We start from the raw sequence: 13,462 nt of genomic DNA, 5'->3' as shown, positions 1-13,462 counted from the left end.
TCGTGCGGGCGTCCGCCGCCGTTGCGGGTTGCGGTCGGGAGTGTCATCAGGCTCGTGCGGGCGTCCGCCGCCGCCGACGCGGCGCAATCAGAGGCCCGGTGCGCGGGTACGTCCGGGGGCGTAGGGGCGGTGCCGCTCGTGGACGCACGTCGAGCGGCACCTGCGCGGGCAGAATGACGGCCATGCGACGAGGCGGGCAGTGGCGGTGGCCGGAGGTGGCGGCGGGTGCCGCGCTCGCCCTCGTGCTGCTCGGGTTCGGGTTGCTCGCCACCGGTCTGGCCGGGGACAACCAGCCGGGGTCGACGCCGGTGGACGCCGCCAGTCGGGTGCTGATCGCCGTCGCGGCGCTCGCCCTGCTGGTCCGGCGGCGTGCTCCGGTCGTCGCCCTCGCGGTGGTCACGGTGGCCACCTCGACGTACCTGCTGATCGGCTACCCGTACGGGCCGATTCTGGTCACGTTCCTGGTCGCGGTCTACACAGTGGCCGCGTGGCTGCCGGTGCGACCGGCGGCGCTCGCCACCGGTGGCGCGTTCGTCCTGTTGTTGGCGCACGTCTTCTTCGGGCGGGGGCCCGCGCCGGGGTGGACGGGAGTGCTGCCCGCGTCGGCCTGGGTGGTCGTACCGTTCGCGGTGGGGGTGGTGGTGCGGGTGAGTCGTGAGGCGGCCGCGCGCACCCGTGCCGAAGAGGCCCGCAGTCGAGTTGAGCAGGCGCGTCGGCAGGCCGACGAGGAGCGGCTACGCATCGCGCAGGAGGTGCACGACGTGGTGGGGCACGGGCTCGCCGCAATCAGCATGCAGGCGGAGATCGCCCTGCACCTGCTGCCGAAGCGGCCGGAGCAGGCAGAGGTGGCCCTGACCGCGATCAGCCGGACCAGTCGCGAGGCGCTGGACGAGCTGCGGGTCACCCTGGGCGCGGTCCGGCGGGGTGCCGAGCGGGAGCCGGTACCCGGCCTGGCCCGGCTTTCCGCGCTGCGCGACCGGCTCGCCGGGGCAGGTCTCGCGGTCGAGGTGAGCGTGGTCGGTGACCCCCGGGAGTTGCCGGCCGCGGTGGATCTCGCCGCGTACCGGGTGGTGCAGGAGGCGTTGACGAACGTGCTGCGTCACGCGGGGGTGGCGAGCGCGGAGGTGACCGTGGACTACCGCCCGGACGAGGTGACCGTCGAGGTCACCGACCGGGGGATGGGGGCGGGCCGCGCCGGAACGGCCCCGGCCGACGAGGAGGGCGGTCACGGTCTGGCCGGGATGCGGGAGCGGGTCGATGCGCTGGGCGGGCGGTTGACCACCGGGCCGCGCGCCGGCGGCGGGTTCCGGGTGTACGCCGGGCTGCCGGTGGAGCCGGCGACATGATCCGGGTGCTGATCGCCGACGACCAGGACCTGGTCCGGCTCGGGCTGCGCGCGCTCGTGGAGAGCGAGGACGACCTGGCGCTGGCCGGCGAGGCGTCCGACGGGCTGCGGGCTGTCGAGTTGGCGCGTCGGGAACGACCGGACGTGGTGCTGATGGACATCCGGATGCCCGGCATCGACGGCATCGAGGCGACCCGCCGTATCGTCGCCGACCCCGACCTGACCGGTACCCGGGTGGTGGTGCTCACCACCTTCGAGCTGGACGAGTACGTCTTCGACGCGCTCCGGCACGGTGCGAGTGGGTTCCTCACCAAGGACACCAGACCGGCCGAGCTGCTGCGCGCGATCCGGCTCGTCGCCGAGGGGGAGGCGCTGCTGTCGCCGTCGGTGACCCGGCGGGTGGTGCGGGAGTTCGCCACCCGGCCGTCTCGGGTGCTCCGTCCGCACCCCCGGCTGGACGCGCTCACCGACCGGGAGCGTCAGGTCGTCGGCCTGGTCGGTGAGGGCCTGAACAACGAGGAGATAGCCGCACAGCTGGTGGTGAGCCCGGCGACCGCGCGGACCCACGTCAGCCGGGCGATGGGCAAGCTGGGAGCCCGGGATCGGGCCCAGCTCGTCGTGTTCGCGTACCAGTCGGGGTTGGTGTCGGGGTGAGGCCCGGGCCGGGCGACAGCGGCCCTACGGCCGGGCGGTTACCCTAGCGGTGGCCGGACTCCGCAGTGCCGGCCGCGTTGTGCCCGCCGGAACACTGACAAACGGGATGTTCGCGTGTTTGACACCTTGAGTGACCGCCTGTCCGGGATCTTCACCAAGCTCCGCGGCAAGGGGCGGCTCACCGACGCCGACATCGACGCCACCGCGCGCGAGATCCGTCTCGCGCTGCTGGAGGCGGACGTCGCGCTGCCGGTGGTCAAGGGCTTCATCGCGGCCGTCAAGGAGCGCGCGCGCAGCGCCGAGGTCTCCCAGGCGCTGAACCCGGCCCAGCAGATCATCAAGATCGTCAACGAAGAGCTGATCAAGGTGCTCGGCGGCGAGGGGCGGCGGCTCCAGTTCGCCAAGCAGCCGCCCACGGTGATCATGCTGGCCGGCCTCCAGGGTTCCGGTAAGACGACCCTCGCCGGCAAGCTGGCCCGCTGGCTCAAGGGCCAGGGCCACCAGCCGCTGCTCGTCGCCGCCGACCTCCAGCGCCCCAACGCCGTCGGGCAGCTCCAGGTGCTCGGTGGCCGGGCCGGCGTCGAGGTGTACGCCCCGGAGCCCGGCAACGGCACCGGTGACCCGGTGCAGGTGGCCCGCGCGTCGATCGAGCACGCGAAGCGCGCCGCTCGCGACATCGTCATCGTCGACACCGCCGGCCGGCTCGGCATCGACGCCGAGATGATGCAGCAGGCCGCCGACATCCGCGACGCCGTCTCGCCGGACGAGGTCATCTTCGTCATCGACGCGATGGTCGGTCAGGACGCCGTGCGCACCGCCGAGGCGTTCCGCGACGGCGTCGGCATCACAGGTGTGGTCCTCTCCAAGCTCGACGGCGACGCCCGTGGTGGTGCCGCGCTGTCGGTCCGCGAGGTCACCGGGCAGCCGATCCTGTTCGCCTCCACCGGTGAGAAGCTGGAGGACTTCGACGTCTTCCACCCCGACCGGATGGCCAGCCGCATCCTCGGCATGGGCGACGTCCTCACTCTGATCGAGCAGGCCGAGCAGGCCTTCGACTCCGATCAGAAGGAGAAGATGACCGCCAAGCTGATGGGCGGTGAGCAGTTCACCCTGGACGACTTCCTCGACCAGCTCATCGCGGTGCGGCGGATGGGCCCGATCGCGAACGTGCTGGCCATGATGCCCGGCATGGGGCAGATGAAGGACCAGCTCGCCGAGCTGGACGACAGCCACTTCGACCGGGTCACCGCGATCATCCGGTCGATGACCCCGGGCGAGCGGACCAACCCGAAGATCATCAACGGCTCCCGCCGGGCGCGCATCGCCAACGGCTCCGGGGTCACCGTGATGGACGTCAACCAGCTGCTCAACCGCTTCGCCGACGCGCAGAAGATGATGAAGCAGATGGGCGGCATGATGGGCCTGCCCGGTGGTGGCCGCCGCAAGGCGACCAAGTCGCCGAAGAACAAGCGCAAGGGCACCAAGGGCGGCGGTCGTCCGCGTACCGGGGCCGGCGCCGGGCTCCCGGGCGGTTTCCCGGGTGGCATGCCGCAGCTCCCGCCGGGGATGGACCCGAACGATCTCGCCGGTGGCCAGGGCCTGCCGCCCGGTTTCAAGCTCCCGAAGATCGACTTCAACAAGCTCGGCAAGGGCGGCGACAACCGCCCCCGCTGAGGTGTGTCGGTGACGGCGGGCGATATCGTCCTTGCTTAGGGTGATGTGCCCCCTGGAAGGAGATGTCATGACCGCAGCCCCGATCCTGCCCGAACGGCACGAGTGGACGGTCGACGACCTCGGCGAACTGCCGAAGAACCTTCCGTACGAACTGATCAACGGAAGGTTGATCGTGCCGTCCCCCACTGCCGTGCACCAAGAGTTCTGCGTCGAGTTGCTGCTCACGCTCCGCGTCAACTGCCCGCCGGAGTACCTGGTCAGCATCGACCTGTCGATGCGGGTCGACCGGCGCAACGAGCCGCGCCCCGACGTGGTGGTCATCCGCCGCAAGCACGCCGGCCGGTCACCCGTCCCGGTCGAGGACGCCCTGCTCGCCGCGGAGGTCGTCTCGCCGACCTCCACCTTCCGCGACATGTACGACAAGGCGAAGGTCTACGCGCACGCCGGCGTCCAGTCCTACTGGGTGGTGGACCCGTTGCAGGAGCGCGTGACGCTTACCGAGTACGCCCTCGGCGCCAACCGGGAGTACGAGCAGGTCGCTCACACCGAGGACCTGTTCGTCACCGAGCGGCCGTGGAAGGTCTCCGTGGACCTGCCGGCCCTGACCTCCCGGAAGAACGACCTGCTCGCCCCAGACGGGGACTGATCGGGTAGGACTGTGCGCATGGCTCTTCATGTGCGCGGCGTGTTGCTCCCCGACGACGAGGTCCGGGACCTCTGGCTGGTCGGCGACCGGGTGACGTTCACCCCGGTGCCCGGCGCGGAGACCGTCGTCGACGGCGGCTTCGTCCTGCCGGGGCTGGTCGACGCGCACTGCCACATCGGCATCGCCCGAGGTGGCGCCCCGATCACCTCACTCGACCAGGCCCGCGAGTTGGCCCACACCGACCGGGACGCCGGGGTGCTGGCGATCCGCGACGCGGGCTCGCCGTACCCGTACCCCGAACTGGACGACGCGCCGGACCTGCCGCGACTGGCCCGCGCGGGCCAGCATGTCGCCCCACCGAAGCGCTACCTGCGCGACATCGGCGTGGAGGTCGACGCGACCGAGGTGGCCGCCACGGTGGCCGCGCAGGCACGGGCCGGCAACGGCTGGGTCAAGCTGGTCGGCGACTGGATCGACCGGGGCGTCGGTGACCTGGCACCGGCCTGGGACGCGGACACCCTCACCGCCGCCGTGCGGGCGGCACACGACGCCGGGGTACGCGCCGCGGTGCACACCTTCTCCGAGTCGGCCGTCGAGATCATGGTGCGGGCCGGCGTCGACTCGGTGGAGCACGGCACCGGGCTCAGCCTCGACCTGATCGACGAGATGGCCCGTCAGGGCACCGCGCTGGTTCCCACAATGATCAACATCGTCACCTTCGGGGGCATCGCCGAACAGGCGCGGGGCAAGTTCCCCGGGTACGCCGAGCACATGCTCGCGCTGCGCGACGGCTTCCCCGAGGTGGTACGTGCCGCGCACGAGGCCGGGGTGCCGATCTACGTGGGCACCGACGCCGGTGGCGGCATCGACCACGGGCTGGCCGCCGAGGAGATGCTGTTGTTGCACGAACGGGCCGGCATGGCCCCCACCGACGTACTCGCCGCCGCCTCCTGGGGCGCCCGCGAATGGCTCGGCTTTCCCGGCCTGGTCGAGGGCGGCCTCGCCGACCTGACCGTCTACCCCGAAGACCCCCGCAGCGACCTGCGCGTCGTCCGCGCCCCGTCCCGCACGATCCTCCGCGGCCGCGTCATCCACTGACCTCCGCGAGCGTCGTGTCGGCCGCGCCAATCTGCGCCGTGCGCGCCGCAGGATCGCCCTCGAACCAGAATGTCAACGTCGTTCCGGCACCACCGCGCCGATCATGGAGGTGTGGTGGGCAACAAAGGATCCGCGCAACATCGGGGATGTTGCTGCCTGTCGCGCACCCGAGGCAACAACATCCGGGACGTTGCTCGGATCTTGGTGCGGGTCAGGGGGCTGGGCGGGCGGCGGCGCTGAAGAGGTGTACGGCAAGGTTGGCGAGGGCCGTGGCGGTCTGCTCGATCGGTTCGCGGGGGAGCACGATGTGGCTGACCACCAGGCGGACGGTGGTGTCGGCGGCGAAGGCCAGTGCGGCCCGGTCCGCCCCGGGCAGGTGGTCGCCGGCCCAGTCGATCAGCGCGCCGGACGCCTCGGTGAGCACCACCTCGGCCCTTGTGGTGAGGTACGGCAGTAGCTCGTCGGACCCACCCCGGGCGCTTGTCAGAATCGCTGTGACCAGCGGGTTGTCCGCCGCTGTGCAGAGGGTGTGCGCGATGGCGGCGTACGCGCCGGCCCGTACGTCGGAGCCGTGTGCGAGCAGCGCGTCGCGAACGTCGCCGACGAACCGGTCCACCTCGGCGCGGGCGAGCGCCTCGGCGAGGCCCGCCTTGCTACCGAACTCGTTGTAGACGGTCTGCCGGCTCACCCCGGCCGTGGTGGCCACTCCACCCATCCGGACCGCGTCCCACCCGGCGGCGATGGTGCGCGCGCGGGCGGCGTCCACGATTGTGTCCCGCAGCCGCTGGCGCGGGGAGTCCGTCGAGGTAGCCATGGTGGTCGAATTCTACGGGCGTGCCCTCGGCCCGCCCAGCGTCGTCGTGACCCGTCCGGCGTCGTGGACCCGCCCAGCGTCGTCGTGACCCGCCCGGCGTCGTCGTGACCCGCCCGGCGTCGTGGACCCGCCCGGCGTCGTCGTGACCCGCCCGGCGTCGTCGTGACCCGCCCGGCGTCGTCGTGACCCGCCCGGCCTCGTCGTGACCCGCCCGGCGCTGGAGACCCGCCCGGGCGCCGTGGACCCCCCGGCGAGTGCGGCACCGCAACGCGTGGCGACTCCCGGACGCGGTGGCCACCCGCGTGGCGCATAGGATGTGCGGTCATGGCACGCGTGCTCACTCCCCGTGCGGAGGATTTCCCCCGCTGGTACCAGGACCTGATCGCCAAGGCGAAGCTGGCCGACAACGGCCCGGTTCGCGGCACCATGGTCATCCGACCGGCCGGCTACGCCATCTGGGAGCGTATGCAGCTCGAGATGGACGCCCGGATCAAGGCGGCGGGCGCGGAGAACGCGTACTTCCCGTTGTTCATCCCCGAGAGCTACCTCAAGCGCGAGGCGCAGCACGTCGAGGGCTTCTCGCCGGAGCTGGCGGTCGTCACGCACGGTGGTGGCAAGCCGCTGGCCGAGCCGGTGGTGGTGCGTCCGACAAGCGAGACGGTCATCGGCGAGTTCATGGCCAAGTGGATCGATTCGTACCGGGACCTGCCGCTGCTGCTCAACCAGTGGGCGAACGTCGTCCGGTGGGAGCTCCGTCCGCGGATCTTCCTGCGTACCAGCGAGTTCCTCTGGCAGGAGGGGCACACCGCGCACGCCACCCGCGAGGACGCCCGGGCGTACGCGCGGCGGATCCTGCACGAGGCGTACGAGGACCTGATGGTCAACGTGATCGGCATTCCGGTGGTGGTCGGCCTGAAGACGACGCGTGAGCGGTTCGCCGGGGCGACGGCCACGTACACCTGCGAAGGCATGATGGGCGACGGCAAGGCGTTGCAGCTGGGCACCAGCCACGAGTTGGGCCAGAACTTCGCCAAGGCGTTCGACATCAGCTACTCCTCCAAGGAGGGCGGCCGGGAGCACGCCTGGACCACCTCCTGGGGCACGTCCACCCGGATGTTGGGTGGCCTGATCATGGCGCACGGCGACGACAACGGCCTGCGCGTGCCGCCGAGGCTGGCGCCGATCCAGGCGTACGTCATGGTCGTCAAGGACGGTGACGGCGTCGGCGAGGCGGCGGCCAAGCTGCGCGACGGCCTGCGCGACGCCGGTGTCCGGGTCGCGCTCGACGACCGGACCGACACCCCGTTCGGCCGCCGGGCCGTCGACGCCGAGCTGCGGGGCTATCCGGTACGCGTCGAGGTCGGCCCGCGTGACCTGGCCGTGGGCAACGCGACGGTGGTGCGCCGGACCGACGGCTCGAAGACCCCGACGCCGGTGGCGGACGTGGTCGCCGCGGTGCTGGCCGCCCTGGAGACCGATCAGCAGGTGCTGCACGACCAGGCGCTGGCCAACCGCGAGTCGCGCACGGTAGAGGTGGCCACCCTGGCGGAGGCGATCGAGGCCGCCGCGACCGGCTGGGCGCGGGTGCCGTGGTCGGCGGTCGGCGTGGCCGGCGAGGCGGAGGCGAACGGTCAGGGCGTCACGGTGCGCTGCCTGCTGCGCGCCGACGGGTCGGTACCGGACTCGGAGGACGAGCCCGACCTGGTCGCGATCCTCGCCCGCGCCTACTGAGGTGCGGCCGGGCAACCCGGTCGACCGGTTCGAGCCGGGCCGGCTGATCATGCATCGGAACGTGCGGCACGGCCGGATCGGGTGGGTCCGGCCGGCCCGCGTGGTCAGCGACGACGATCGTGGGTTGCTGGTGTGGATCGCCCGGGACTCGCCGGTGGCCCACGAGGTGACCGACGCCGGGCTCAACATGCGGGCGATGCCGTTCGCCGAGTGGGTCGCCTCGGACTACCGGATGGCGCACGGGCGCTGGAACGGTCCGCCGCTGCTGAAGTTCCTGCCCACGGGGGCGGCGCACTCCGTCTGGTGGTTCCGGGACGCCGAGGGCCGGTTCACCCACTGGTACGTCAACCTGGAGGAGCCCGGCGTCCGCTGGGACGACGGTCCGGTGGCCGGCGTCGACGTGGTGGACCAGGACCTGGACGTCGTGGTGTGGCCGGACCGCAGCTGGGAGTGGAAGGACGAGGGCGAGTTCGTCGAACGGCTCGCCTTCGGCGCCGACTACTGGGTGACCGACGAGAAGGCCGTCCGCGCCGAGGGGGAGCGGGTCATCGCGCTGGCCGAGGCAGGCGAGTTCCCGTTCGACGGCACCTGGTGGGACTACACTGCGCCGCCGGGTTGGGGTGTACCGGACGGGCTGCCCGCCGGCTGGGACCGACCACCAGTCCGTTGACCTGCGCCGATTACTCGGTGTCATCCTGCGGACATAGAGCGTGCGTGCGCGACTTGGCGGCCTAGGGTTCAGGCAACGTCACCACCAGTAGTGGGAGGCCCGATGGCCGACCAGATCAACACCTTCTCCGACCTGCAGGCCCGCGCCGGCGTGATCCTCGCCAGGCTGAATGCCGCCCCCGCCGTCGCGATCGCGGCAGCCACGAATCCGCTGCTCGCTGTCGAGCACCTCGGCTACGAGTTCAACCCCGACACCCGTACCGGCATCGGCGACCGCATCCGACTCGGACCGACCGCCGCCGAGAAGCTCGCCGAGCTGCGTACCACGATCGCCCGGCTTGTCGATCGTCAGGTCGACCCCGACGACGGCCCCACCGTCCGCCGGCTCCTGACCGACCTGGGCGTGCTCCCGGCCTGCCCCGACGGCGATGAACCGGACACCAACCCGCCGCGCTGGCAGCCCGGCGGCGCCGGACCCGACCCGCTGGAACCGTTCCGGGACCGGCACCCGGTGATGGAACCGCTGCTGGAGTACCGGAGGGTTTCCGCCCGCCGGCCGAGGTTCGCGCCCCCGCGGGCCTTCGCCGCGATCCTCAGCGGTGCGGTGACCACACCGTTGACGGCCGTGACCGGCCGGCTCCAGTCGCCAGCGCCGGACACGGAACCCGACACCCACCCCCGCTGACCAACAGGCGGCCCGTCGCGCGGCGACGGCCCCAAGCAACTCCCGACGTCCGGCCCGGCATCCGGCCGTCCACACCCTCCGGCCTCCACCACACCGGCCCCGAAGGGGGACCAATGGCCGACACCCATGGCTTCGAGGTCGTCATCGAGGCGACCCCGCCCGTTCTCCGCAAGGCCCTGCAGGGCGCCTGGAAGTCGGCCGAGTGTGGCGACACCAGCACCGACGAAGGACGTATCCCGCAATACCTGCCGGTCCCGGCCGGCCTCGGGATCGGCGGGTTCACCACGGCCGGCGGCCAGGTGGAGATCCCCCGGGACCAACTCGACGCCACCCCACGACCCGACGTCGACGGGTGCGACCTCACCTTCGGCCTGATCATCCAGGTGATCGTCGCCGACCCGCCGGTGCCATCGGCGCAACTGCTGGACCTCACCGCCACCGCGCATGCCGTCGCACCGATCGGCGTGCTGCCCGGCTCGAAGAACGTGGGGCTGCGTTTCGACGGCCTGCCCCGCAGCGCGGTCACCGCGACCCTGACCAGCGGCGACCCTCTCGCCCCGAAGCTCGTCCAGATCCTCGGCGAGTACGTCCATTTCGCCTACGAGAACGGCGGCCTCGGGGGCGTGCTGCATCCCGGTATCCCGGCGATCCCGCACGAGCAGGACGACACCGGGCTGGTACTGGGCCTGGGCGTCGGCAGTTACACCCTCGACACCCACCTGGAGATCTACGACGACCAGGCCGACCCGGCCCACCGGATCGACGTCAGTCAGCCCGATCCGGGGCACGTCCTCATCAGCATGCCGATCTACCTGCGGATGTTCCACATCGTGGGTAGTGGCGCTGCGCCTTCGCTGGCCGACCCGATGGCTGTGGAGACCCGGCTCGCCATCACTGTGCCGTTGGAAACCCCGCCGGGGGCGTACACGTTGCGGTTCGACACGGCGACAGTGGTCGCGGGACCGATCAGCCCGGCGCCCGGCATCGAGGGCACCCACTTCACCACAAACAACGCCACCCTCTTCGGGTTCCTCGACAACGCGCTGCAAGCCCAGCTCAACCAGCAGGGGGCGGCGCTGGTGCACGGCTTCGGGGCGCAGAGCATCGTGGTGCCGACCGTGGCGCAGATCGAGACGGCCATCGGCGACCTGCTCTTCGACAACCTGGCCGGGCGGGGCTTCCTGGCACTGTGGACGCCGGAGGTCGGTGGCGAGGTGTTCGAGGCCGACAACGTCGCCACCCGGGTCTTCGCCGATCTGCTGGTGATCGCGATCAACGCCGGCGAGGGCGCCGACATCGGGGCGATGACCAACGTCGTACCGGCCGGTCGGGACTTCGCCATCCTGCTCGACGGGACGATCGTGCAGGAGAACATCGACTCCGCCCGGGTCACCAACGGTTGGGCGGACAGCGACCTGCCGCGCCGCGTCGACCAGGGCGACGACAAGGCGGACGTCCGTGAGTTGGACGTCGTACTCCGCGACGGGTCGATCCGGATGACCGGAGAGCTGACAGTCATCGACGCGATCCTCGGCAGCATCGACGTCGACGCCAGCTTCCGGGCCGACGTGGGACTGCACTGGACCCCGAGCGGCGACCTCGATCCCGACGGGGTCCAGCGGATGGACAACCACCTGATCGGCGAGCCGGACGTCGACCCCGAGGAGTCGGTCCTGTTCTGGGTCATCGCCATCATCTTGGCGATCATCAGCTTCGGCGCCGGGAGCATCCTGATCGGGATCATCATCATCGTGGTCGCCGCGGTGATCACGGCCGTGGTCAACAACATCGGCGGGTCGCGCCTTGTCGACCCGATCACCGGAGCGGTCAGCGGCATCACCGGGTGGCCGCCCGAGTTGGCCCGGATCGGGCGGGTCAGGGCTGTCTTCTTCGACCCAATCGTGATCAACGCCGACGGGCTCCTCCTCGCCGGTGACCTGGAGGTGCTCAGCTCCTGCGAGAGCACCGAGGTGCTCGCCGCCCGCAGCAGCGGGCCGTACACCGGGACTGCCCAGTCGGCACTCCTGCTGGCCGCCGGGCACACCAGCGCCGCGGCCGGCTACACCTGGCTGACCGGCGACGGCGCGGCACCGGCCGCCACCGCGGACGTCAACCATGTCTACGCGGCCAGCGGCACCTACCTGGCAGCGCACTCGTTGACGATCAACCAGCCCGGCGGCGCCACCAGCCGCCACTTCGCGCTGGTGTACGTCGCCAACGTGCCGCCCACGGTCGACGCCGGCCCGGACCTCACCGTCGACGAGGGTGAGGTGGTGACGCTCGTCGGCCGGTTCAGCGACGTCGAGTACGTCGACACCCACGAGACCACCTGGAACTTCGGCGACGCCCAAACCACCGAACCGGGCACGGTCGTGGAGACCAACACCCCACCCCGGGCCGAGGGCACCAGCACCGTACGGCACGCCTGGTGCGACAACGGTGTGTACGAGGTGACCCTGCGGGTCCGGGACCAGAACGGCGGTATGGCGACGGACACCCGAACCGTGACGGTGCGTAACGTCCCGCCGACGGTCGATGCCGGCCCCGATCTGTTCACCTACCCCTGCACGGTCCTGACCCTCACCGCCCGGTTCACCGACCCCGGTTGGTGCGACACGCACACCGCGGTCTGGGATTTCGGCGACTGCACCCCGCCGCTGCCGGCCGTGGTCGCCGAGACGCACGAGCCGCCGGCCGGCCGGGGGACCGCCGTGCTGTCCCACCGTTACCCGGACTGCGGAACGTTCCTGACCCGGTGCACGGTGATCGACGACGACGGGGGAACCGGGGTCGACGAGTTGGTGGTCCGGGCCGTCGACGTGGTCAACCGGCATTTCGAGGACGGGTTCGCCCAGCGCACCACCGGACAGGTCGCCAACGGCTGGGAGCCGTACGTGCTGGCCGGTTCGGCGGCCGGCGGCACCGGCCAGCACGCCGCGAGCAACTTCGTGGTGCACGGTGGTCGCCGGGCACAGGGGCTGGTGGCTGGGCCGCAGCAGCGGGTCGGCGTCCGGCAGCAGATCGGGGCCAACCCGGGCTGGGCCTACCAGCTCACCGCCTGGTACGACCTCGACCAGGCCGAACCCGCGACGGCGCGGCTGGGCGTCGACCCCACCGGCGGCACCGACCCGACCGCCGCCGCCGTCGTCTGGAGCGACGGCACGAGCGCCCAGCGGTGGAGCCCGCTGACGGTACGCGTCGCTGCCCAGGCCGCCGCCCTGACCGTCTTCCTGGAGGCGGTGGCCGACGGGCGTGAACCCCGAAGGGGCGGCGGGCGGGTGTGGTTCGACGACGTGGACCTGCTGGCCGTGCAGCCGTACTGCCCGACGGAGCCGCCGCCGCCAAGGCCGCGTGACTGCCTCGACTTCGCCGGCCGGCAGCCCGGCACCCAGTTCCCGGCCGAGTGGACGGACCACGAGTTCCTCATCCGTTCCGTGGACGGCGTCGGCCGGGTGGTCGTCACGGTCGGGCCGCCCACCGGCGGTACGGCCCTGCAACTCGGCGCCGGCGTCCAGGTCGAACTGCCCCACCCGGCGGACCGGGTCATCGTCACCCTGGTCAACCAGGGCGGCAAACCGGTCGAGCTGACCGCGCTCGACGACGACGGTGCGCCACTCGACCGCGTCGACGTGCCGGCGAACTCGCCACCGGTTGCGGCGACGGTGACTCTCACCGGTCCCGGCATCGTCGCCGTCCGGATCGTCGGGCGGTCGGCGGAAGGGCTGCTGGTCCGGCTCTGCGCCGACTACGCCGACGAGCCCGGGCCGGACGACGACTCCGCTGACGAACACGGCGACCCCACGTCGCACCCGGTTCCGATCGACCCTGGTGCCACCGGCCCGCCGCGCCGATCCGATCCGCCGTTCCGTGGTGGCTGCTGTGGTTGAGCCTGGCTCGCTCGATGCCGTCCGTGCCGTGCTGGCCGCGCACCGAGCCGACCTCACCCGACGGTTCGCCGCCGTCGGCACCGGTATCGGTCGGCCGGACCCGGCCGGACCGTACGTCATCACCGTCTACGTCACCGACCCCGTGTTGGTGGCCCTCACCAGCGAGCGCGTCGACGGTGTCGCGCTGCGCTTCGTGCTCACCGGGCCGTTCGAGGCCCGCCGAACCTGATCCAACACCCCGTTCCATCGGCAGGAGGCG

The 13,462-nt window shown here is 71.8% G+C and carries 11 protein-coding genes; 10 read left to right on the top strand and 1 reads right to left on the bottom strand.

Annotation, left to right across the window (positions count from 1 at the left end):
* The first annotated feature begins 182 nt into the window (after positions 1-182).
* From ACLQ3B_RS17240 to ACLQ3B_RS17220, 5 genes are all read left to right on the top strand, one after another.
* Entirely contained in the window at positions 183-1,346 is a 1,164-nt protein-coding gene (locus tag ACLQ3B_RS17240; protein ID WP_425781766.1) for a sensor histidine kinase, read from the top strand.
* Positions 1,343-1,999 (top strand): response regulator transcription factor, encoded by a 657-nt coding sequence (locus ACLQ3B_RS17235; protein ID WP_357190120.1) that lies wholly within the window; start codon positions 1,343-1,345, stop codon positions 1,997-1,999. The genes ACLQ3B_RS17240 and ACLQ3B_RS17235 overlap by 4 nt, the downstream gene beginning before the upstream one ends.
* A 114-nt stretch (positions 2,000-2,113) precedes the next feature.
* A complete protein-coding gene (gene ffh / locus ACLQ3B_RS17230) occupies positions 2,114-3,673 on the top strand; it encodes a signal recognition particle protein (protein WP_425781765.1) in 1,560 nt (519 codons plus the stop codon).
* 67 nt (positions 3,674-3,740) lie between these two features.
* Complete coding sequence (locus ACLQ3B_RS17225; protein ID WP_425781764.1) at positions 3,741-4,319, top strand: Uma2 family endonuclease; 579 nt, start codon at positions 3,741-3,743, stop codon at positions 4,317-4,319.
* Between the two features lie 18 nt (positions 4,320-4,337).
* A complete protein-coding gene (locus ACLQ3B_RS17220; protein WP_425781763.1) occupies positions 4,338-5,417 on the top strand; it encodes an amidohydrolase family protein in 1,080 nt (359 codons plus the stop codon).
* A 211-nt stretch (positions 5,418-5,628) separates the two neighbouring features.
* On the opposite strand, the gene ACLQ3B_RS17215 is transcribed toward ACLQ3B_RS17220, so the two are convergent.
* Positions 5,629-6,231 (bottom strand): TetR family transcriptional regulator, encoded by a 603-nt coding sequence (locus ACLQ3B_RS17215; protein WP_425781762.1) that lies wholly within the window; start codon positions 6,229-6,231, stop codon positions 5,629-5,631.
* Positions 6,232-6,555: 324 nt separating this feature from the next.
* Between ACLQ3B_RS17215 and proS the strand changes: the two genes are divergently transcribed.
* From proS to ACLQ3B_RS17190, 5 genes are all read left to right on the top strand, one after another.
* Positions 6,556-7,962 carry a proline--tRNA ligase gene (gene proS, locus ACLQ3B_RS17210; RefSeq protein ID WP_425781761.1) on the top strand — a complete coding sequence of 469 codons (1,407 nt, stop codon included), beginning with the start codon at positions 6,556-6,558 and terminating at the stop codon, positions 7,960-7,962.
* Between the two features lie 49 nt (positions 7,963-8,011).
* Positions 8,012-8,632 carry a DUF402 domain-containing protein gene (locus ACLQ3B_RS17205; protein WP_425782135.1) on the top strand — a complete coding sequence of 207 codons (621 nt, stop codon included), beginning with the start codon at positions 8,012-8,014 and terminating at the stop codon, positions 8,630-8,632.
* Positions 8,633-8,734: 102 nt separating this feature from the next.
* Positions 8,735-9,316, top strand: a complete 582-nt coding sequence (locus tag ACLQ3B_RS17200; protein ID WP_425781760.1) for a hypothetical protein — start codon at positions 8,735-8,737, stop codon at positions 9,314-9,316.
* Between the two features lie 113 nt (positions 9,317-9,429).
* On the top strand, positions 9,430-13,203 hold the full coding sequence (locus ACLQ3B_RS17195) for a PKD domain-containing protein (RefSeq protein WP_425781759.1): 3,774 nt from the start codon (positions 9,430-9,432) through the stop codon (positions 13,201-13,203).
* Positions 13,196-13,432, top strand: a complete 237-nt coding sequence (locus tag ACLQ3B_RS17190; RefSeq protein WP_425781758.1) for a hypothetical protein — start codon at positions 13,196-13,198, stop codon at positions 13,430-13,432. The genes ACLQ3B_RS17195 and ACLQ3B_RS17190 overlap by 8 nt, the downstream gene beginning before the upstream one ends.
* Positions 13,433-13,462 lie beyond the last annotated feature (30 nt).

The sequence above is a fragment of the Micromonospora sp. DT53 genome, from assembly GCF_049841535.1.
In the GTDB taxonomy this organism is placed as follows: domain Bacteria; phylum Actinomycetota; class Actinomycetes; order Mycobacteriales; family Micromonosporaceae; genus Micromonospora.
Note: the sequence above shows the minus strand (reverse complement) of the source record. Positions and strands in the feature narration are given on the sequence as shown.